Source organism: Bacillus sp. CZDM1 (genome assembly GCF_055502545.1).
On sequence record NZ_JBUESO010000003.1, the window covers coordinates 202,502 to 224,293 of the forward strand.

General features: G+C 40.0%; 17 protein-coding genes. 16 read left to right on the forward strand and 1 reads right to left on the reverse strand.

Going from position 1 to position 21,792, the window contains the following annotated elements; translation table 11 throughout:
* Positions 1-91 precede the first annotated feature (91 nt).
* From ACY3XC_RS08735 to pyrE, 9 genes are all read left to right on the forward strand, one after another.
* The gene (locus tag ACY3XC_RS08735; protein ID WP_464868203.1) at positions 92-1,402 is read left to right on the forward strand and encodes a solute carrier family 23 protein; all 1,311 of its coding nucleotides are present in this window, start codon (positions 92-94) and stop codon (positions 1,400-1,402) included.
* A gap of 149 nt (positions 1,403-1,551) precedes the next feature.
* A complete protein-coding gene (locus ACY3XC_RS08740) occupies positions 1,552-2,496 on the forward strand; it encodes an aspartate carbamoyltransferase catalytic subunit (protein WP_464868204.1) in 945 nt (314 codons plus the stop codon).
* A complete protein-coding gene (locus ACY3XC_RS08745) occupies positions 2,456-3,745 on the forward strand; it encodes a dihydroorotase (protein ID WP_464868205.1) in 1,290 nt (429 codons plus the stop codon). The genes ACY3XC_RS08740 and ACY3XC_RS08745 overlap by 41 nt, the downstream gene beginning before the upstream one ends.
* Positions 3,742-4,848: a carbamoyl phosphate synthase small subunit gene (locus tag ACY3XC_RS08750; RefSeq protein WP_179160901.1), complete on the forward strand. Its 1,107-nt coding sequence runs from the start codon at positions 3,742-3,744 to the stop codon at positions 4,846-4,848. Before ACY3XC_RS08745 ends, ACY3XC_RS08750 begins: the two co-directional genes overlap by 4 nt.
* Positions 4,827-8,033: a carbamoyl-phosphate synthase large subunit gene (gene carB, locus ACY3XC_RS08755; RefSeq protein ID WP_464868206.1), complete on the forward strand. Its 3,207-nt coding sequence runs from the start codon at positions 4,827-4,829 to the stop codon at positions 8,031-8,033. The genes ACY3XC_RS08750 and carB overlap by 22 nt, the downstream gene beginning before the upstream one ends.
* Positions 8,030-8,803: a dihydroorotate dehydrogenase electron transfer subunit gene (locus ACY3XC_RS08760; RefSeq protein ID WP_464868207.1), complete on the forward strand. Its 774-nt coding sequence runs from the start codon at positions 8,030-8,032 to the stop codon at positions 8,801-8,803. Before carB ends, ACY3XC_RS08760 begins: the two co-directional genes overlap by 4 nt.
* Entirely contained in the window at positions 8,800-9,741 is a 942-nt protein-coding gene (locus tag ACY3XC_RS08765) for a dihydroorotate dehydrogenase (protein WP_464868208.1), read from the forward strand. Before ACY3XC_RS08760 ends, ACY3XC_RS08765 begins: the two co-directional genes overlap by 4 nt.
* Complete coding sequence (gene pyrF, locus ACY3XC_RS08770; protein ID WP_464868209.1) at positions 9,713-10,426, forward strand: orotidine-5'-phosphate decarboxylase; 714 nt, start codon at positions 9,713-9,715, stop codon at positions 10,424-10,426. Before ACY3XC_RS08765 ends, pyrF begins: the two co-directional genes overlap by 29 nt.
* Positions 10,423-11,055, forward strand: coding sequence for an orotate phosphoribosyltransferase (gene pyrE, locus ACY3XC_RS08775; protein WP_464868210.1), 633 nt, complete (start codon positions 10,423-10,425; stop codon positions 11,053-11,055). The genes pyrF and pyrE overlap by 4 nt, the downstream gene beginning before the upstream one ends.
* A 30-nt stretch (positions 11,056-11,085) precedes the next feature.
* Here pyrE and ACY3XC_RS08780 read toward each other — a convergent pair whose 3' ends face one another.
* Positions 11,086-12,798: an Rqc2 family fibronectin-binding protein gene (locus tag ACY3XC_RS08780; RefSeq protein ID WP_464868211.1), complete on the reverse strand. Its 1,713-nt coding sequence runs from the start codon at positions 12,796-12,798 to the stop codon at positions 11,086-11,088.
* 257 nt (positions 12,799-13,055) lie between these two features.
* Between ACY3XC_RS08780 and ACY3XC_RS08785 the strand changes: the two genes are divergently transcribed.
* From ACY3XC_RS08785 to priA, 7 genes are all read left to right on the forward strand, one after another.
* Positions 13,056-15,734 carry a calcium-translocating P-type ATPase, SERCA-type gene (locus tag ACY3XC_RS08785; RefSeq protein ID WP_464868212.1) on the forward strand — a complete coding sequence of 893 codons (2,679 nt, stop codon included), beginning with the start codon at positions 13,056-13,058 and terminating at the stop codon, positions 15,732-15,734.
* A gap of 120 nt (positions 15,735-15,854) precedes the next feature.
* On the forward strand, positions 15,855-16,730 hold the full coding sequence (locus ACY3XC_RS08790) for a YicC/YloC family endoribonuclease (RefSeq protein ID WP_464868213.1): 876 nt from the start codon (positions 15,855-15,857) through the stop codon (positions 16,728-16,730).
* A 59-nt stretch (positions 16,731-16,789) separates the two neighbouring features.
* A complete protein-coding gene (remA, locus tag ACY3XC_RS08795) occupies positions 16,790-17,053 on the forward strand; it encodes an extracellular matrix/biofilm regulator RemA (RefSeq protein WP_090758253.1) in 264 nt (87 codons plus the stop codon).
* Positions 17,054-17,064: 11 nt separating this feature from the next.
* On the forward strand, positions 17,065-17,679 hold the full coding sequence (gene gmk, locus ACY3XC_RS08800) for a guanylate kinase (protein ID WP_179160892.1): 615 nt from the start codon (positions 17,065-17,067) through the stop codon (positions 17,677-17,679).
* Positions 17,680-17,925: a DNA-directed RNA polymerase subunit omega gene (gene rpoZ / locus ACY3XC_RS08805; protein WP_179160891.1), complete on the forward strand. Its 246-nt coding sequence runs from the start codon at positions 17,680-17,682 to the stop codon at positions 17,923-17,925.
* A gap of 167 nt (positions 17,926-18,092) precedes the next feature.
* Complete coding sequence (gene coaBC / locus ACY3XC_RS08810; protein WP_464868214.1) at positions 18,093-19,310, forward strand: bifunctional phosphopantothenoylcysteine decarboxylase/phosphopantothenate--cysteine ligase CoaBC; 1,218 nt, start codon at positions 18,093-18,095, stop codon at positions 19,308-19,310.
* Positions 19,297-21,708 (forward strand): primosomal protein N', encoded by a 2,412-nt coding sequence (gene priA, locus ACY3XC_RS08815; protein WP_464868215.1) that lies wholly within the window; start codon positions 19,297-19,299, stop codon positions 21,706-21,708. The genes coaBC and priA overlap by 14 nt, the downstream gene beginning before the upstream one ends.
* Positions 21,709-21,792 lie beyond the last annotated feature (84 nt).

Below are 21,792 nucleotides of genomic sequence, written 5' to 3' on the forward strand. Positions count from 1 at the left end.
CATACCCTCTTTGTACTCTCATGGACAAAGAGGGATTTTTTTTGATGAAAATAACACACTAATAAATAGAAAGATTGTGGAGGAGAAAACATTGAACACTAAACCCATCTTAGACGTAAAAGATATTCCCAATCCTGCCCAATGGCTCACTTTAAGCTTACAACATTTATTCGCCATGTTTGGGGCGACGATCCTTGTTCCTTATCTCGTCGGGTTAAGCCCAGCAATTGCATTAATATCAAGTGGTTTAGGAACACTCGCCTTCTTAATGATTACAAAATGGCAGGTGCCTGCATACCTTGGTTCTTCGTTTGCCTTTATCGCTCCGGTAATAGCGGCAAAAGCTACAGCTGGTCCAGGGGGAGCCATGATCGGTTCATTCCTTGCGGGTCTTGTCTACGGGATTGTCGCACTAATTATTAGTAAAGCAGGTCATCGCTGGATTATGAATCTGCTGCCTCCGATTGTAGTAGGTCCTGTAATCATAGTTATCGGTCTGGCAATATCCGGAACCGCTGTTAATATGGCGATGAATAATCCTGCAGGAGAATATAGCTTGCTTCATTTCTCAGCAGCACTGGTAACATTAGCTGCCACCATTATCTTCACCATATACATGCGCGGCATGTTGAGCATTATCCCAATCTTAGCAGGTATCGTGGTCGGTTATCTTTACTCATTTACAATCGGGATTGTTGATTTTAAACCAGTGTTGGAAGCAAGTTGGTTTGAAATGCCTGAATTCATCATCCCGTTTGTAAGCTATGAGGTTAAAATAACATGGGACTTAGCACTTCTAATGGTACCAGTCGCTGTAGTAACACTATCAGAGCATATTGGTCACCAGCTTGTTCTAAGTAAAGTGGTTGGACGTGATTACATTAAAGAACCAGGTTTACACCGCTCCATTTTGGGGGATGGAACAGCAACCATTATATCTGCATTAATTGGCGGTCCTCCGAAAACAACTTATGGTGAGAATATCGGTGTCCTTGCGATAACACGAGTATACAGTGTATATGTAATAGCAGGTGCAGCTGTTCTAGCAACAATCTTTGGATTTATCGGAAAAATAACAGCATTAATTAGTACTATCCCAACACCTGTTATGGGCGGTGTCTCCATCCTGCTCTTTGGAATCATTGCTTCATCCGGTTTACGTATGCTTGTCGATAGTAAAATTGATTTTGGTAACAAACGTAATTTAGTGATATCATCAGTCATTCTGGTTATCGGAATTGGCGGTGCTTTTATAAAAGTATCAGAATCCTTTCAGATACAAGGAATGGCATTCGCGGCAATTGCTGGTGTTCTTTTACACCTAATCCTTCCTGGTAAAGAACCAGTAAGTGAAGATATGTTTGAACAAACAGTAGAAAAAGATAAGCAAAAAACTGCATAAAGAAAATTAACCTTTTAAAAGTAGTCCAGAGAGGCTATAAGGGTGTAATACTAAATACGATTTTATAAATCGTGGTCTTAGTATGATAAATGCACCTTGATTAAATTAAATCAGGGTGTTTTTTACAAATAATGGGATGGGGGAAAATCATGGTAAATCACTTGCTTACCACGAATGAATTAAAGGTCGATGAGATTTATGAAATTCTTTCAGAGGCTCAGGGTTTTGCTGATGGAAAGATATGGCGTCCAGAAGGTCAATTGTTTTCTGCTAACTTATTTTTTGAGGCAAGTACTAGAACAAAATCAAGTTTTGAGATTGCCGAAAGAAGGTTAGGTCTCAGCGTTATTCCATTTGAAGTGCAAACTTCTAGTGTTCAAAAGGGCGAGACCTTGTACGATACAGTAAAAACACTTGAAGCAATTGGAGTTACCAGCATTGTTATCCGCCATGGTCAGGACCGTTATTTTGATGATCTCGTTGAAAAAGTAAATATACCGATTATTAACGGCGGGGATGGATGCGGTCATCACCCAACACAATCGCTCCTTGACCTTTTAACCATCTATCAGGAGTTCGGACGTTTCTCTGGTTTGAAAATTGCCATTATCGGTGATATAAGGCATAGCAGAGTAGCACATTCTAATGCAGATACGCTTATTAGACTAGGGGCAGATGTTATTTTCTCGGGTCCAACCGAATGGTTTGATACTCATAGTCTTAGTGCTTCAAGATTTAGACCAATTGATAAGGCAATTCGTGAGGCAGATGTTGTCATGCTCCTTCGTGTGCAGCATGAACGGCATCAGAAGAAAGGAAGCTATACAGCAGCGGAGTACCATAGCCAATTTGGACTGACTTTGGAACGGGAAAAGGCAATGAAGCCAAAAAGTATTATTATGCACCCAGCACCGGTAAACCGAAATGTTGAGATAGCAGATAGCTTAGTAGAATGCGAACGGTCAAGAATTTTTAAGCAAATGGAAAACGGTGTATACGTGAGAATGGCAGTCTTAAAAAGAGCAATAGAAAGTATAAAAGGAGTGTATGGGAATGAAACTACTTATTCAGAACGCCAGCTACATAGCATCTAACGGTGTAAATAAACAGGCAGATTTATTAATAGAAGATGGAGTAATTGTAAAGATTGATCATCAAATAGAGGAAACTGTTGATCGAATCGTAAATGCAGAGGGATTGTTGGTATCACCAGGATTTGTCGATTTACATGTTCATCTCCGCGAGCCAGGAGGAGAGAAGAAAGAAACGATTGCAACGGGTACACTCGCTGCGGCAAAAGGTGGATTTACCACACTAGCGGCAATGCCGAATACAAGACCAGTTCCAGACTCGATAGAACAAATGGAATGGCTTCAAAATCGCATTCAAGAAACAGCAAACGTTCGGGTCTTACCTTATGCCTCCATCACTGTGAGACAAATCGGTAAAGAATTAACCGATTTTGAAGCATTAAAAAATGCAGGAGCATTTGCCTTTACAGATGATGGTGTAGGTGTTCAAGATGCCAGCAAGATGCTCGAAGCCATGAAAAAAGCAGCAAGTGTGAATATGGCCATTGTTGCCCATTGTGAAGAAAATACACTGATCAATAAAGGCTGTGTACATGAAGGTTCTTTCTCAGAAAGAAATAGACTAAATGGAATTCCTTCAGTTTGTGAGTCAGTACAGATTGCAAGAGATGTGCTGCTTGCCGAGGCGGCTGGCTGTCATTATCATGTGTGCCATGTTAGTACGAAAGAATCGGTTCGTGTGATTAGGGATGCGAAAAAAGCAGGGATTAAAGTTACTGCAGAAGTCACACCTCACCATTTACTATTAACACAAGATGATATACCGGATAGTCTCGATCCGAATTATAAAATGAATCCGCCACTTCGAGATAAGGCTGATCGGGATGCGTTAATTGAAGGATTGTTGGACGGGACAATCGATTTTATAGCAACGGATCATGCACCACATACAACGGATGAGAAAAATGAGGGAATTAAGCTGGCTCCTTTTGGAATTGTTGGTTTAGAAACAGCGTTTCCACTGCTATATACACACTTCGTCTTAAAGAACATTATGAGTCTCGAACAGTTAATACACTATATGGCGAAAAAGCCGGCAGAAAGCTTTTCACTTCCTTTCGGAAGAATTGAAGTAGGAGCCCCAGCCGACTTGGTTCTATTAAATCTAGACGAAGAAAAGGCAATTGATCCACAGGAATTTTTATCAAAAGGAAAAAATACTCCATTTGCTGGTTGGAATTGTAAAGGCTGGCCGCAAATGACAATTGCGAGCGGCGAAGTAGCTTGGGAGAAAGGACGTGTAACAGTATGAAAGCACAGCTAATTTTAGAAGATGGAACAGTATTTATTGGTGAAGGTTTTGGAAGTCACATGGACACAACCGGAGAAGTCGTCTTTAATACAGGTATGACGGGCTACCAAGAAATCCTTTCTGATCCATCCTACTGTGGGCAAATTGTTATGCTGACTTACCCTTTAATTGGAAATTACGGAATAAACCGTGATGATTTTGAAACCATTAATCCAGCAGTAAAAGGCTTTATAGTCAAAGAAGCTGCGGAATTCCCTTCCAATTGGAGGAGTGAATTTACGATTGATGAGTACTTTAAAATGAAAAAGATCCCTGGAATTGCAGGTATTGATACACGTAAATTAACCAGGATTATTCGCCAATATGGGACATTAAAAGGAGCCATCTGCTCGATTGAAAGTGATCCTAATGAAGTAATAAGTAAGCTAAGACAGACGAAGATGCCGATTGATCAAGTCAGAAGAGTCTCTACAAAAAATTCTTATCCAAGTCCAGGCAGAGGGAAGAGAATTGTGCTTGTTGATTTCGGAATGAAGCATGGAATTTTACGAGAATTAAATAAGCGTAATTGTGATGTTGTTGTTGTTCCATACCATACAACTGCAGATGAAATCCTTCAATTACGACCAGATGGAATTATGCTTTCTAATGGACCTGGGGATCCAAAGGATGTTCCAGAAGCTGTCCATATGATTAAGCAGTTATTGGGTATAGTACCAATTTTCGGTATATGTCTAGGGCACCAATTATTTGCATTAGCATGCGGTGCCGATACCGTAAAAATGAAATTCGGTCATCGTGGCTCTAACCACCCTGTTAAAGATTTAGCGACAGGAAAAATTGCCATTACAGCTCAAAATCATGGATATACTGTTGAAGAAAAATCGTTACAAAATACGCAGCTGGCAGTTACACATATTGCTTTAAATGATGGTACTGTTGAAGGCTTAAAGCATTTAGATTATCCCGCCTTTACTGTTCAATATCATCCAGAAGCTTCACCAGGACCTGAAGACGCAAACCATTTATTCGATCAGTTTCTTGCGATGATTGAAGCTGAAAAACAGGAGGTTTCCACAACATGCCAAAACGTAATGATATAAACTCCATTTTAGTAATAGGTTCAGGACCCATTGTGATTGGGCAGGCAGCAGAATTTGATTATGCAGGCACCCAGGCTTGTATCGCTCTTAAAGAAGAAGGCTATCGAGTTATTCTCGTTAATTCCAATCCTGCCACAATTATGACGGACACAGAGATTGCGGATGCCGTCTATATTGAACCATTAACCGAGGAATTTGTAAGCAGAATCATTCGCAAAGAACGTCCTGATGCTCTATTAGCCACTCTCGGCGGTCAAACCGGTCTTAATCTTGCGGTTGAGCTATCAAAATCAGGGGTCTTAGAAGAGTGTGAAGTGGAAATCTTAGGAACGAAGTTATCTGCTATCAAACAAGCCGAGGACCGTGACTTATTCCGCAGCTTAATGAATGAACTGTGTGAACCCGTACCGGATAGTGAAATTATTCATGAATTAGCAGAAGCACACGCATTTGTGGAAAAAATAGGGTTTCCAGTTATTGTTCGGCCTGCCTATACACTTGGAGGGACTGGCGGAGGTATTTGTCATAATTCAGAAGAATTGGACGAAATCGTGGCAAGCGGCTTAAAGCACAGTCCGGTAAATCAATGCTTACTCGAGAAAAGTATTGCCGGTTTTAAAGAAATCGAATATGAAGTAATGCGTGATGGAAATGACAATGCCATTGTCGTATGTAATATGGAGAACTTTGATCCAGTTGGAGTTCACACTGGTGATTCGATTGTTGTTGCACCAAGTCAAACATTAAGTGACAGAGAATATCAGCTATTAAGAAATGTTTCTCTTAAAATCATTCGCGCCTTAGGGATAGAAGGCGGCTGTAATGTTCAACTTGCCTTAGACCCATATAGCTTTAATTACTACATCATCGAAGTAAATCCAAGGGTAAGCCGTTCATCAGCTCTAGCATCAAAAGCAACCGGTTATCCTATTGCAAAACTAGCAGCGAAAATCGCAGTAGGCCTAACACTAGATGAGATGCTTAACCCTGTAACGGGAAAAACCTATGCAAGCTTTGAACCTGCTCTTGATTATATCGTAACGAAAATCCCGAGATGGCCATTTGATAAATTTGAATCAGGGAACCGTTCACTTGGGACACAAATGAAAGCAACGGGTGAAGTTATGGCGATAGGCCGTACCTTTGAGGAGTCCTTATTAAAAGCAATCCGCTCACTAGAAGCGGGTGTCCATCATTTCGAACTAAATGGATCAGCGGAAATCAGTAATGAATTACTAGAGAAACGAATTTGCAAAGCTGGAGATGAGAGGCTCTTTTATATCGCAGAAGCATTTAAACGAGGTATTCCAGTTGAAACCATTCATCAGTGGAGCCAAATAGATTTATTTTTCTTACACAAACTGCATGGAATCATCGAGTTTGAAACAAAACTTGCTTCCAACCCGATGGATATGGAAATCCTTAAGGAAGCAAAACAAAAAGGCTTCTCTGATAAAAAGATTGCAGAGCTTTGGGACCAAAAGGAAAAGGATATATACAATCTACGCAAAAAATTAGGTATGGTTCCGGTCTATAAAATGGTGGATACTTGTGCAGCTGAATTCGAATCAGAAACACCTTACTACTATGGAACATATGAGGACGAAAATGAATCCATTGTAACAGGCAGACAAAGTGTTATTGTTCTCGGTTCCGGGCCAATTCGTATCGGGCAAGGAATTGAGTTTGATTATGCGACTGTCCATTCTGTTAAAGCCATCAAAGAAGCAGGCTATGAAGCAATTATTATTAATAATAATCCTGAAACAGTTTCAACGGATTTCAGTATCTCCGATAAGCTGTACTTTGAACCGTTAACCATTGAGGATGTAATGAGTATAATTGATTTAGAAAATCCACTGGGTGTAATCGTGCAATTTGGCGGGCAAACAGCGATAAATCTTGCTGCAGGTTTAGAAGAGAATGGCGTAAAAATACTTGGAACAAGCCTAGAGGATTTAGACCGTGCGGAGAACAGGGATAAATTTGAACAAGCCCTTGCGCAGCTGGATATTCCAATGCCACTTGGAAAAACCGCATTATCAGTTGAAGAAGCGATAATTATTGCCGATGAAATCAGCTATCCGGTACTTGTTCGTCCATCGTATGTTCTTGGCGGCCGTGCAATGGAAATCGTATATCGACAAGAAGAACTGCTACATTATATGGAAAATGCCGTTAAAATCAATCCAGAGCACCCGGTATTAATAGACCGCTACCTAACGGGAAAAGAAATTGAAGTGGATGCGATTTGCGACGGAGAGAATGTGTTAATTCCAGGAATAATGGAACATATTGAACGTGCAGGAGTCCACTCTGGGGATTCAATTGCTGTATATCCTCCGCAAACATTATCAGATAGAATCAAACACACGCTAGTTGAATACACAGAAAAAATGGCGAAGGGGTTAAATATTGTTGGACTTTTAAATATTCAGTATGTCATATCGAAGGATCAAGTATATGTACTTGAGGTCAATCCACGTTCAAGCCGTACTGTCCCATTTTTAAGTAAAATAACAAATATCCCAATGGCAAAGATTGCAACTAAAGCAATATTGGGGATTTCCATTACAAAACAAGGCTACACACCAGGAATTGTGCCTGAAAAGAAAGGTGTTTTTGTAAAAGTTCCCGTATTCTCTTTTGCAAAGCTTAGAAATGTTGATATTACGCTTGGACCTGAAATGAAATCAACTGGTGAGGTAATGGGCAAAGACATTACCTTGGAAAAAGCACTTTACAAAGGATTAGTTGCTTCAGGTATGAGAATTCAAAAATTTGGTACAGTTTTGTTTACAGTTGCTGATAAGGATAAACAAGAAGCATTAAAGCTTGCAAGACGGTTTGCGGCAATCGGGTATCGAATTATGGCAACAGGCGGAACAGCTTCAGCTCTTGAAAATGCTGGACTTCCAGTAAAAGTAGTTGGAAAAATTGGCTCACAAGGTAAAACACTGCTGGATGTTATTCATAGTGGGGAAGCCCAGTTCATTATTAACACCCTTACGAAAGGAAAACAGCCAGAACGGGATGGCTTTAGAATCCGTCGTGAAGCAGTTGAAAATGGGATTCCATGCTTAACATCATTAGACACAGCTGACGCTATTCTTAAAGTAATAGAATCAATGAATTTTTCAGCAGAAGCCATGGATGTAGAGGAAAGAGAGGCTATTTTTGTATGATAAAAAAAGAAATATGCACAATCATCTCCCAAAAAGAAATCGCTAGAGACATCTATCAGCTTACTGTGGAAGCAGATTTCGTTAATGAAGTAACAGCACCAGGTCAGTTTGTGCATATTCGAGTTGGAAAAGGTTTAGATCCGCTTTTACGAAGACCAATAAGCATTTCTTCTATTGATAGAAAGAATTCACAGTTTACGATGATCTATCGCAAAGAGGGGATAGGAACTTCTCTTCTAGCTGAGAAAACCCCAGGGATGGTGTTGGATATTCTTGGTCCGCTAGGAAATGGGTTTCCTCTTGATGAGGTTAATCAAGGGGAAACAGCTTTACTTGTTGGCGGAGGGATTGGCGTCCCTCCTCTTTACGAGCTTTCTAAACAGCTGATTGCAAAAGGGGTAAAGGTCATTCATGTTTTAGGATTCCAAACAGAGTCGGCAGTATTTTATGAAAAGGAATTCTCAGAATATGGAGAGACCCATGTGGCAACCGTTGATGGCTCCTGTGGAACCAAAGGATTTGTGACAGATATTATCAAGGATATAGAATTTGACTGTTTGTATACCTGCGGTCCGACTCCAATGCTTAAAGCAATTGAAAAAGGTTATTCGGATAAGAAGGTATACTTATCATTAGAAGAACGGATGGGCTGCGGGGTTGGAGCATGCTTTGCTTGCGTATGCAGAACCAGTGATGATCCAGAAGATGTATCCTATAAAAAGGTTTGCAGTGATGGCCCGGTTTTCCGAGCAGGGGAGGTTTTGATATGAGCAAATTGAACATGGAGCTGCCAGGTTTAACATTGAAAAACCCAATCATGCCTGCGTCTGGCTGCTTTGGATTCGGCAGGGAATACAGCCAATTCTATGATTTGAGTCAACTTGGAGCCATTATGATTAAGGCAACAACTGTGGAACCGAGGTTTGGGAACCCAACTCCAAGGGTAGCGGAAACATCTTCAGGAATGCTTAACGCGATTGGCCTGCAAAATCCAGGTTTAGAGAAAGTGATCAGCAATGAATTGCCGTGGTTATCACAATATGATGTCCCGATTATTGCAAATGTAGCTGGTTCGCTTGAAGACGATTATGTTGAGGTGGCACGAAAAATTTCTAAAGCAGCTAACGTCCACGCATTAGAATTGAATATTTCCTGCCCAAATGTAAAAACAGGCGGGATTGCTTTTGGGACGATTCCCGAGGTTGCTAAGGAATTAACACGTAAGGTGAAGGAAGTCTCTGAAGTACCGGTATATGTCAAGCTCTCACCGAATGTTACCAATATTGTTGAAATGGCAAAAGCTGTAGAAGCAGGCGGTGCCGACGGGTTAACGATGATTAACACACTTGTTGGAATGAGACTGGATCTAAAGACAGGTAAACCCATTTTAGCTAATCGGACCGGCGGACTGTCTGGACCGGCAATTAAACCAGTTGCTTTAAGAATGATTTATGAGGTAAGTCAGGTGGTATCAATACCGATTATTGGTATGGGCGGTATTGAGTCTGCTGAAGATGTAATTGAATTCTTCTATGCAGGAGCTAGTGCGGTTGCGGTAGGTACGGCAAATTTTGTGGATCCATATATTTGCCCAACGATCATTGAAGAATTACCAGCCCTGATAGAGCAGTTAGGTTATGAACATATCAGTGAATGCAAGGGAAGGAGCTGGCAGGACCATGGAAAACTCGCTCATCATCGCGCTTGATTTTGCGAATCGTAAAGAGGTAGAGCAATTTTTACAGCCCTTTACTGGTAAACAACTCTTTGTAAAAGTAGGAATGGAGTTGTATTATCAGGAAGGACCTGAAATTATTCGTTACTTAAAAGCAAACGGCCACCGTATTTTTTTAGATTTGAAGCTTCATGACATTCCCAATACAGTAAAAAGCGCCATGAAGGGGCTTGCTAGATTGGAATGCGACCTTGTAAACGTTCATGCCGCTGGCGGCAAAGAAATGATGCGCGCTGCGGTAGAAGGTTTAGAGGAGGGCACGGCACATGGTCGTAGACGACCGGCCATCATAGCCGTTACACAGCTTACCAGTACATCGGAGGAGCAAATGAAAACAGACCAGCTCATTTCTGTTTCTCTGGAACAATCCGTTCTTCATTATGCTTCTATAGCAAAAGAAGCCGGTTTAGATGGAGTTGTTTGCTCTGCTTGGGAGGCATTATCTATTCGGGAAAAATTAGGTGATAAATTTTACACAGTTACCCCAGGTATACGGATGGCAGAAGATAGTACTGGAGACCAAAAACGGGTCGCCACCCCTGAATTTGCAAGGAATGCGGGTGTTACCTCGATTGTTGTAGGACGTTCCATCACAAGATCAAATGATCCACTGAAAAGCTATGAAAAATGGATGGAAGCATGGAGGAGTCAAGTATGAAAAAATTAATAGCAGAAAAATTATTAACCATTAATGCAGTAGCATTAAAACCAAACGAACCATTTACATGGACTTCAGGATTACGTTCACCTATTTATTGTGACAACCGCCTGACACTTTCTTATCCGGAAGTAAGAAAGGAGATTGCACAAGGGCTTCAATCTATTATTTTAGAGAAATATTCAGATGCCGATGTCATTGCTGGTACTGCAACTGCAGGGATACCACATGCAGCATGGGTTAGTGAGTTATTAAACTTGCCGATGTGTTATGTTCGTTCAAAAGCAAAAGGACACGGCAAAGGAAACCAGATAGAAGGAAAAGTGGAAGCAGGACAAAAGGTTGTGGTGGTTGAAGATCTGATTTCTACGGGAGGCAGTGTGATTACTGCCGTTCAAGCACTGCGAGAAGCTGGGTGTGAAGTTCTTGGCGTGGTTTCAATATTTACATATGGACTAGAAAAGGGCAGGGAAGCATTCGCACAAGAAGAAATAAAAAGTGAATCACTTACTGATTTTGTTAATCTAGTGGAAGTAGCGATTGATAAGGGCTACATAAGCAAAGATGATCAAGAGAGCTTACTTTCGTGGAGTAAATCCCCTTCTGAGTGGAGCAAGAAGTTCGAATAAACGAAAAGCCCCGGAAAATCCGGGGCCATTTTATTTTTTCTTTAGTTTTAGGACCATTTCCTCTTCAGGAGTAACATAAACAGTCTGTTGATTATCATAAATGACAAAACCAGGCTTTGCACCATTAGGCTTCTTAACATACCGCACCTTTGTAAAATCTACTGGTACGGAACTAGAGTTTCTGGCTTTACTAAAATAGGCAGCCAAGTTCGCTGCTTCATGTATGGTTCTTTCAGATGGATCTTTACTTCGAATGACAACGTGCGAGCCAGGAATGTCTTTAGTGTGCAGCCAAATTTCATCTCTAGCTGCAAGTTTATTGGTCAAATAGTCATTTTGCTTATTGTTTTTTCCAACAATCAATTCAGTGCCATCAGAAGAAAGATAATGATCAAGAATCGGCTTGGCATTAGATAATTTTTTCGCATTTCGTCTTTGACGGTCGCGAATATAACCGCCTTCAATTAACTCTTCGCGAATTTCTTGAATATCTTTTGGTGATGCTGACTGCACCTGTTGAAGTAAATTTTCAAAATAAAAGACTTCCTCACGTGCCATTTCAATTTGTTCGATTACGATGGAAACAGAATTTTTGGCTTTTTGGTATCTAGAGAAATACTTTTGCGCATTTTCTGAAGGTGTCTTACGCGGGTCTAAGAAAATCACTACTGTACCGCCCGTTTCATCATAATAATCGACCACTTCGATTTCTTTCATCCCTTTTTTGGCAGCATAGAGATTGGCTGTTAACAGTTCACCAAGGAGCTTGAGCTGCTCGGCTTTCTCAGCCTCTCTTAATGTATTCTCTAATTTCTCAATTTTTTTCTCATTCTTTTCTTTTTCATTGATAATTAACCGCTCTATATCATTTCCCTGCTGTTTGACACGATCACGCTCAGCCTTCCCGAAATAAAAGCGGTCAAGCATTTCACTTAAGGTTGAGAAGCTTTTAACTTCTCCTTTTACATGTTCAAGTGGAAAGAGATAGAACACTTCCTTATTCCCTGTTGATAAGATGGAAGGCTCTATTGCTCCACTCTTAATTTTATCTATCATTTGAATGAACGTTTTCGGAACGGTTGTTCGGTTGGCAATCCCGCTTTGGAAAATAACCTCTTTTGCGAATAACGGTGAGGTCCCAGCAAAATGTTCTACAAGCTGCCGATCAATCTTGCCGCTATTAAAATCAATCTTTCTCAATACATCATCTTCAACTGCCAAGAATGGATTTTGTTTATTTTGTTCTGGCGGATAAATATAGGGCTGCCCAGGTAAAATGGCTCTGTGACTGTTTACTGCAAACGAAACATGCTTCACGCTATCAAGAATGATGTTTCTAGTTTTATCAACTAGTACAATATTACTGTGCCTGCCCATTATTTCAATTATTAACTGTTTGTAACTCACATCTCCGATTTCATTACGCCCTTTAATTTCAAAAATAATCATACGATCATTTTCAACCTGATAGACATCCTCTAAAATATAGCCCTCAATATGCTTTCTTAGCAGCATACAGAACATAGGCGGTTCGCTGGGATTCTCGTATGCTTCATTGGTGAGCTGTATTCTTGCATAGCTTGGATGAGCAGAAAATAATAACTTTTGGTTCACTCCATTTGCACGGATTGTGAGGATTACTTCATTTTTATAAGGCTGATGTACTTTGTTTATTCTGCCGCCCTTTAAGGTGCGCGCAAGTTCATCAACCATTGCTTTTGTAAATAAACCATCAAATGACATGGAAAACATCCTTTACTTCAAACTATTTCTTTTCTTTAGTATAGCTCACTAGGTAAGAGAATGTCTCTTACTAGGTTAGAGAATGTCTCTTACTAGGTTAGAGAATGTCTCTTACTAGGTTAGAGTATGTCTCATTTTACCTTGTTCATTCAGTTATCGTAACTGCTCTTAATTATCATAGCATTTTTTTGGACGAGGCTGAATAAGCTTTCTTTAGAGCATGTCTCATATAATTAAGGGGGAAGTGAGATGGTCGGATGAAATTCCATGAGATGGAGATAAATCAAGTAGAAAAGGTCTTAGATACCGACTTTTCGTCTGGGTTATCACCGGAAGCTGTAAAGAAACGAATAGCCCAACATGGGCTTAATGAATTGGAGGAAGGGGAAAAGCAATCTGCCTTACTCTTATTTTTTAGTCAGTTTAAAGATTTTATGGTGTTAGTGCTGCTTGCAGCTACGCTTTTATCAGGGTTGCTTGGTGAATATATTGATGCAGTAGCGATTATTGCTATCGTCATTATTAACGGTATCCTTGGCTTCTATCAAGAAAGAAGAGCTGAGAAATCCTTGCAGGCACTAAAGGAATTATCAGCTCCTCAGGTGTCCGTGTTACGTGAAGGGCAGTGGGTGAAAATCCCTTCTAAAGAAATTGTGCCCGGAGATATCATTAAATTTTCAAGTGGAGATAGAATTGGTGCCGATGTACGGATTATCGAATCTAGAAGTTTAGAAATCGAAGAGTCAGCCCTTACTGGTGAGTCCGTACCCGTGTCTAAGCATATAGATAGTTTAAAGACAGTAAACCCTGGAATTGGTGATATGGAAAACATCGCTTTTATGGGCACGATGATTACTAGGGGTAGTGGTGCAGGAGTTGTTATTGCCACAGGGATGAAAACAGCGATGGGACAGATCGCTGATTTACTCCAAAATGCCCAATCGCAAGAAACACCCCTGCAGCGCCGTTTAGAGCAGCTGGGGAAAATCTTAATAAGTGTTGCTTTATTGTTAACTGTTCTCGTGGTTGCAATTGGAGTCTTACAGGGGCATGAACTTTATACCATGTTCTTAGCAGGTGTTTCCCTGGCAGTTGCGGCTATACCTGAGGGATTACCGGCGATTGTAACGGTAGCGTTGTCTCTGGGTGTCCAAAAAATGATTAAGAAAAACGCCATTGTTAGAAAACTCCCAGCGGTAGAAACACTCGGCTGTGCGTCGGTCATTTGTTCTGATAAAACGGGAACAATGACACAAAACAAAATGACGGTTACCCATTTATGGAGCGGTGGTCACACTTGGACGGTTGATGGGGTTGGATACCAGCCTCGTGGAGATTTTTATCGTGGAGATACGCTGGTTCATCCAAAGGACGAAAAGGCTCTGCAGCAAATGCTTATTTTTGGGATGATCTGCAATCATTCAGAATTGGTGATAAAAGATGAAGATTATATTCTAGACGGAGACCCTACTGAGGGTGCATTGCTCGTAAGTGCCATGAAAGCAGGGTTTAACCGCAACAATCTATTAGATGAATTTACCATCATCAAGGAATTTCCATTTGACTCAGTTAGAAAAATGATGAGTATGCATGTTAAAGATAAACAAGGCAGGAATTTTATTGTAACAAAAGGGGCACCAGATGTAATTATAGGTAAAAGTGAATCCATCCTATGGGATGGCAAAACACAATATCTTGGACAAAATGTCCAGAGTCAAGTGCAAGAGGCTATCAATAATCTTGCTGCCAAAGCACTTAGAACCATTGCGATTGCCTTTAAACCTATTTCGGCCAATACCGTTATCTTAAGCGAACAGGAAGCAGAAAATAAATTAACCTTTATTGGTGTCCAAGGCATGATTGATCCGCCAAGACCAGAAGTGAAAGATGCAGTTAAAGAATGTAAGGAAGCAGGAATAAAAACTGTTATGATAACAGGTGATCATATCATTACAGCTAAAGCCATTGCTGCACAGCTCGGTATTCTAACGAAGAAAAGTTTGGTCCTTGATGGAAATGCATTATCAAACATGTCGGTTGAAGAGCTTGAGGATGTTGTAGATGATGTATCCGTATTTGCACGCGTCTCACCAGAGCATAAATTGAAAATAGTCAAAGCTTTACAAAATAGAGGCCATATTGTAGCGATGACCGGTGATGGAGTGAACGACGCTCCAGCAATAAAGGCTGCAGATATCGGTGTGGCAATGGGGATTACTGGTACAGATGTGGCTAAAGAAGCATCCTCTCTTGTATTGCTCGATGATAACTTTGCGACAATAAAATCGGCAATTGAAGAAGGCAGAAACATCTATGAAAACATTCGAAAATTCGTTCGATACTTACTTGCTTCAAATGTAGGGGAAATATTGGTTATGTTGTTTGCCATGCTCCTGGCACTGCCGCTTCCTCTTGTGCCAATTCAAATTCTTTGGGTCAATTTAGTGACGGATGGATTACCGGCAATGGCTCTAGGACTAGATCGTCCTGAAGAGGATGTAATGAAGCGCAAACCACGGAGTCCAAATGAAGGAGTGTTTGCACGAGGATTAGGCTGGAAAGTTGTTTCAAGGGGGTTCCTTATTGGAATCGTTACCCTGTTAGCCTTTATGATTGTCTATAATCAGAATCCGGCAAATCTGCCATATGCCCAAACGATTGCCTTTGCTACTCTCGTTATGGCACAGCTCATTCATGTATTTGATTGTAGGAGTGAAAAATCAGTACTATCTAGAAATCCATTTGGTAATCAGTACTTAGTCTGGGCAGTTATCTCTTCTCTTGCACTGATGATTGTCGTAATCTATTACCCGCCATTCCAACCGATATTTCACACCTTACCAATTCTAGCAAAAGACTGGCTTTTGATTATAGGACTATCCTCCATTCCAACTTTTTTACTAGCCGGAACATTTTTGTTAAGAAAAACAAAATAAAGTGTGTTATAATCCAAAAGGTAATAGAGGTTACTCTATTACCTTTTGTTAGTTTCCAGATAATAAATAAACTTTACATAGTAGGTTAGCGCTCATCTTCAATTGATTGGAGTGTACTTAATGGTTATAAGTATGACGGGCTTTGGAAGAAGCAGGATTGCTTCAGCCTCTTTTTCTGTGAATGTAGAAGTAAAAACAGTCAACCATCGCTTTAGTGAAGTGAATATTCGGATGCCTAGACACTTATTAAATGTTGAGGATAAGATAAAGAAAAAATTAACTGAGCATCTTCGTCGCGGCAGAGCAGAAGTTTATATCATGATAGAAGGGGAGGGTGCGGTAACTCGAAAAATTCAGGTTGATTGGAAGCTGCTTGAAGAATACTACCTATTTATTAAACAGGCACGGGATAAATTCAATATTGAAGGAAACGTATTACTTCAGGATTTATTAACGCGTAATGAATTTTTACATATTGAAGAAAATGAAGCTGGAAATGAAGAATTGGAAAGTTTAGTACTTAGAGCTGCAGAAGAAGCTGTTTTATTATGTAAACAGATGCGGATAACGGAAGGAGAAGAGCTTAGAAAGGATTTGCTCACTTCTTTGGGACTATTAGATATAAATATAGATGCACTGAAAGAATATGCTCCCCAAGTTGTCTCTCTGTATAAGGAACGATTAATGAAACGAATGGAAGAATTCGTACAGGGACAAATTGATGAAACGCGGGTATTAACAGAAGTGGCTGTATTTTCTGATAAAATTGATATTAATGAAGAATTAACAAGGTTAAAAAGTCATATTCAGCAATTTACTCAAACCCTAAACGAATTAGAACCAATTGGCAGAAAACTAGATTTTCTTGTTCAAGAAATGAATAGAGAAGCGAATACGATTGGATCAAAAGCAAATGATTCAACGATTACTAAAAAAGTCGTAGAGATAAAAAGTTTGCTTGAAAAGCTTAAAGAACAAGTACAAAATATTGAATAATAGTGTTTAGAAAATGGTTGACACGGCAAAAATATATTATTGATGATTGGATGATAATCATGTCGATTAAATTGATTAATATTGGATTTGGAAATATCGTATCTGCCAATCGGATAATTTCAATTGTAAGCCCTGAATCTGCTCCGATTAAGAGGATTATTCAAGATGCCCGAGATCGGGGTTCATTGATTGATGCTACATATGGAAGACGTACTCGTGCAGTAATTGTCATGGATAGTGACCATGTCATTTTATCAGCAGTACAGCCTGAAACGGTTGCCCATAGGCTGGCAGACCGTGATGAAATTATGGATGAAGGGTAGGATTATAGAAAATGCAGGAAAAAGGATTGCTTATCGTATTTTCTGGTCCATCTGGTGTCGGAAAAGGAACAGTTAGAAAAGAAATATTTTCCCATCCGGACACGGCTTTTGAGTATTCTATATCTGCAACAACGCGCGTTCCCCGTCCTGGTGAAGTAAATGGGGTTGATTATTTTTTTAAGTCACGGGATGAATTTGAAGAATTAATTAAACAAGGGAAACTTTTAGAGTATGCTGAGTTCGTAGGGAATTATTATGGAACCCCTGTAGATTATGTACGTGAAACCTTAGATGCTGGTAAAGATGTGTTTTTAGAAATCGAAGTGAAGGGCGCACGGCAGGTCAGGGAAAAGTTCCCAGAAGGTTTATTTATCTTCTTAATGCCTCCGAGTCTTTCTGAGCTTAAGAACCGGATTGTAACTAGAGGTACGGAAACAGAAGAGTTAATTAACAATCGGATGTTATCTGCCCGTGAAGAAATTGAAATGATGGAATTATACGATTACGTTGTAGAAAATGACCAAGTAGAATTGGCTTGTGAACGTGTGAAAGCAATTGTTGTCGCTGAACATTGTCGCAGAGAACGTGTAGAACACCGATATAAAAAATTACTGGAGGTCGAATAAATGTTATATCCTTCGATTGATTCATTGCTAAATAAAATTGATTCAAAATACTCTCTTGTTTCCGTTGCAGCAAAGCGTGCTCGTTCCATGCAGCAAACACGTGATGAAAGATTACCTAAATATGTTTCCTATAAGCATGTAGGGAAAGCGCTAGAAGAAATTTACAGCGGTGAACTTACTTATCGTGTTCCTAAGAAATCAGAAACAGGTGCTATATACGGAAAAGATAGCAATATAGGCAAGTAACAACAATGAAGGTCTGACAGCAGCAAAATGTCAGCCTTTTTTATTTTTTATTGCAAAATTAGACAATATTTTTAGAAACAAAGCTGAAAAAGATGAAAATAAAATGTGATTCTAGCATAATAAAAGAATAGATAATTTGTGGAATTGAAATGGGGGAGATGTTTAAGATGGATAAAAAGATACTAGTATGTGTAACCGGTGGAATAGCTGTATATAAAGCTGCTGCATTAACAAGCAAACTTGTCCAAGCAGGAGCAAAGGTAAAAGTAATACTCAGTGACTCTGCAGCAAAATTTGTTTCCCCTTTAACATTTCAGGCTTTATCTCGCAATGAAGTGTATACCGACACCTTTGATGAAAAAAATCCAAATGTGATCGCCCACATCGATTTAGCTGATTGGGCAGATTTAATACTAGTAGCACCTGCGACGGCCAATACGATCGGAAAGCTTGCAAATGGAATTGCTGACAACATGATTACGACAACCTTATTGGCTGCAACTGCACCAGTTTGGATCGCACCAGCGATGAATGTCCATATGTATGACCATCCCGCAGTGAAAAAGAACATTTCAATCTTGTCTTCATACAATTATCAATTTATTGAACCGAGTGAGGGCTATCTAGCTTGCGGATATGTAGGCAAGGGTCGCCTAGAGGAACCAGAGAAAATTGTAGAGTTAATCCAACAGCATTTTTCAAATAAAAGCTTTTTAAAACTAAAAGGGAAAACTGTCTTAATCACTGCTGGTCCAACAAGAGAAAAAATTGACCCTGTTCGTTTTATTACGAATCATTCTACAGGGAAAATGGGATATGCTCTTGCAGAAGCAGCGATAACTGAAGGAGCAAGGGTGCTATTAATCTCTGGTCCGGTTCATTTATCGCCGCCGCAAGGGGTGAATTTAGTTAAGGTTGAGAGTGCGGATGATATGTATCAGGCAGTCATGAAAAACTATGACTATGCTGATATTATTATTAAAACAGCTGCGGTGGCTGATTATACTCCTAAAGTTTCCTTTGACCATAAAATGAAAAAGCAGCCTGGTGATAAGGTTATCGAACTTGCACGAACGAAGGATATTTTATCTGAGCTCGGTACCATGAAGAGAAACAAAATTCTGGTAGGATTTGCAGCTGAAACTGAAAATGTTGAAGAATACGCACTTAAAAAATTAAAGGCTAAAAATGCAGATATGATTGTAGCCAATAATGTAAGGTCAGAAGGCGCTGGATTTGGTTTTGATACAAACGTTGTAACGTTATTCATGCGAAATGGAGCTAAAATGGAGTTGCCTTTAATGTCAAAGCTGGATGTTGCCTACAGGATAATTGAAGCTATTACAGCGTTGCCAAAGGATTTGGAACCAGATGAAAGTTGCTAGTGTAATTGTTGATGTACCTGCAAAACAAACGGACAGGGAGTTTGATTATTTAGTTCCAGAAGAATGGTTAGAAACCATTCAGCCTGGAATGCGGGTAATTGTCCCTTTTGGTCCAAGAAAAATTCAAGGATTTGTTACGGAGATAAAAGCTGAATCAGAATTTAAAAAGCTCCGTGAAATTTGTGAGCCGATGGATTTAGAGCCAGTCTTAAATAAGGAATTGCTTGAACTTGGGAATTGGCTGACGGAAACTACACTGTGTTTTAAAATCTTTGCCTACCAAGCTATGCTTCCAGCAGCCTTGAAGGCTAAATATGAAAAGAAAGTGAAGCTATCTCCGGGAGTATCGATTAATGAAATACCTGTACAGCTTCACGAGATTTTAAAAAAAGAGGAAGCGATAAATTGGGAGGACGCATTGAAAAATGGGCTGGTCCCTATCCTGCAAAGAGAAGCAGCAAAAGGCCTGCTGGAAGTAATCTATCTAGTAAAAGGGAAACTGAATAAAAAGAAATTAAAATATGTCAGCCCGCTTCTATCTCCAGCGGACTTAGAAACTGAATATAATAGCTTACCACCACGAGCTGAAAAGCAAAAAGAAGCATTGAGGTACTTTATTCAGAACCCCGGTCCAATTGAGATGAGACAGTTGTCAGCAGAATTAAAAATCTCAGGCGCAACCGTAAAAGCGCTTGTGGAAAAGGGACTTCTCACGGAACAGGACATGGAAGTTTATCGTGATCCCTATGAAAACCGGACCTTTACCCGGACGGAGCCTTTGCCTTTAACCAATGATCAGCAGGAAGCAATGGGGCCAATATTAGGTTCCATTGAAGATATGGTTCATGAAGTGTTCCTCCTCTATGGGGTAACAGGCAGCGGGAAAACTGAAATTTACTTGCAATCCATTCAGGATGTCATTGAAAAAGGCAGAGAAGCTATCGTTCTTGTACCAGAAATTGCCCTTACTCCGCAAATGGTAAATCGCTTTAAGGGGCGTTTTGGCAATTTAGTTGCTGTTTTGCACAGTGGACTTTCAGCAGGTGAGAAATATGATGAGTGGCGGAAGATACAACGCAAAGAAGTTAAAGTAGTTGTCGGTGCAAGGTCAGCGATTTTTGCTCCCTTTGAAAATCTGGGGATTATTATTATTGATGAAGAGCATGAAACAAGCTATAAACAGGAAGAAATGCCGCGCTATCATGCGAGAGATGTGGCGATTGAACGTGCAGGTAAATATAGATGTCCGGTTGTCCTCGGGAGTGCTACACCTTCTTTAGAATCATTTGCAAGAGCTCAAAAAGGGGTATATAAGCTGCTAACTCTTCCTAACCGCATGAATCAGCGGGCACTTCCTGCAGTTGAAATTATTGATATGCGAGAAGAACTAAGAGCAGGAAATCGATCCATGTTTTCTAGAAAGCTTTTTGAACTGTTGAAGGAAAGAATAGATAGGAAAGAGCAGTCTGTATTATTTTTAAATAAACGCGGTCACTCTTCCTTTGTTATGTGCAGGGATTGCGGGTTCGTAATGAATTGCCCAAATTGTGATATTTCCTTAACCTATCATAAGGTTAAGGAACAAATGAAATGCCATTATTGCGGATATGAGAGCCATGTGCCTAATCAATGCCCAGAGTGTTCAAGTGATTATATCCGTTACTTCGGGACAGGAACACAAAAGGTCGAGGATGAGCTTGGAAAAATTCTTCCTGAGGCAAAAGTAATTCGTATGGATGTAGATACAACAGGGAAAAAGGGATCGCATGAACGGCTATTAAAGGAATTTCATGAAGGGAAAGCCGATATTCTTTTAGGGACACAAATGATTGCAAAAGGATTAGATTTTCCGAATATCACACTTGTTGGAGTTCTCTCAGCGGATACTATGCTTCATTTACCTGATTTTCGCTCATCTGAAAAGACGTTTCAGCTATTAACACAAGTTAGCGGCAGGGCGGGACGGCATGAATTACCGGGGGAAGTAATTATCCAGACCTATACTCCTGAACATTATAGTGTAGAACTTGCTGGGACACAGGACTATGATCTCTTTTATAATCGAGAGATGATGATGCGAAAGGCACATCATTACCCGCCATTTTATTATTTAGCTTTAATTACTATTAGTCATGAACAGTTAATCAGTGTGGTTTCAGCCACGGAAAAGATTGCTGCTTTTGTACGGTCGAGAATTTCTAATCGTGCAGTTGTTCTTGGACCTGCTGCCTCACCTATACCAAGGATTAATAATCGATACCGCTACCATTGTCTTATTAAATACAAGCGTGAACCAGAGCTTACTAAGACATTAAAAACCATACTGGACCAATATCAAAACGACCCGAAAAGCGGATTACTAGTTTCCATTGATGTAAACCCATTTATTTTAATGTAAGATACGTAAAAATCGTTGATATAAAAGGTTATGATCAAGTATTTTGGGTGAAAATGAATAGTAATAAATAGTAACTGATAAAAA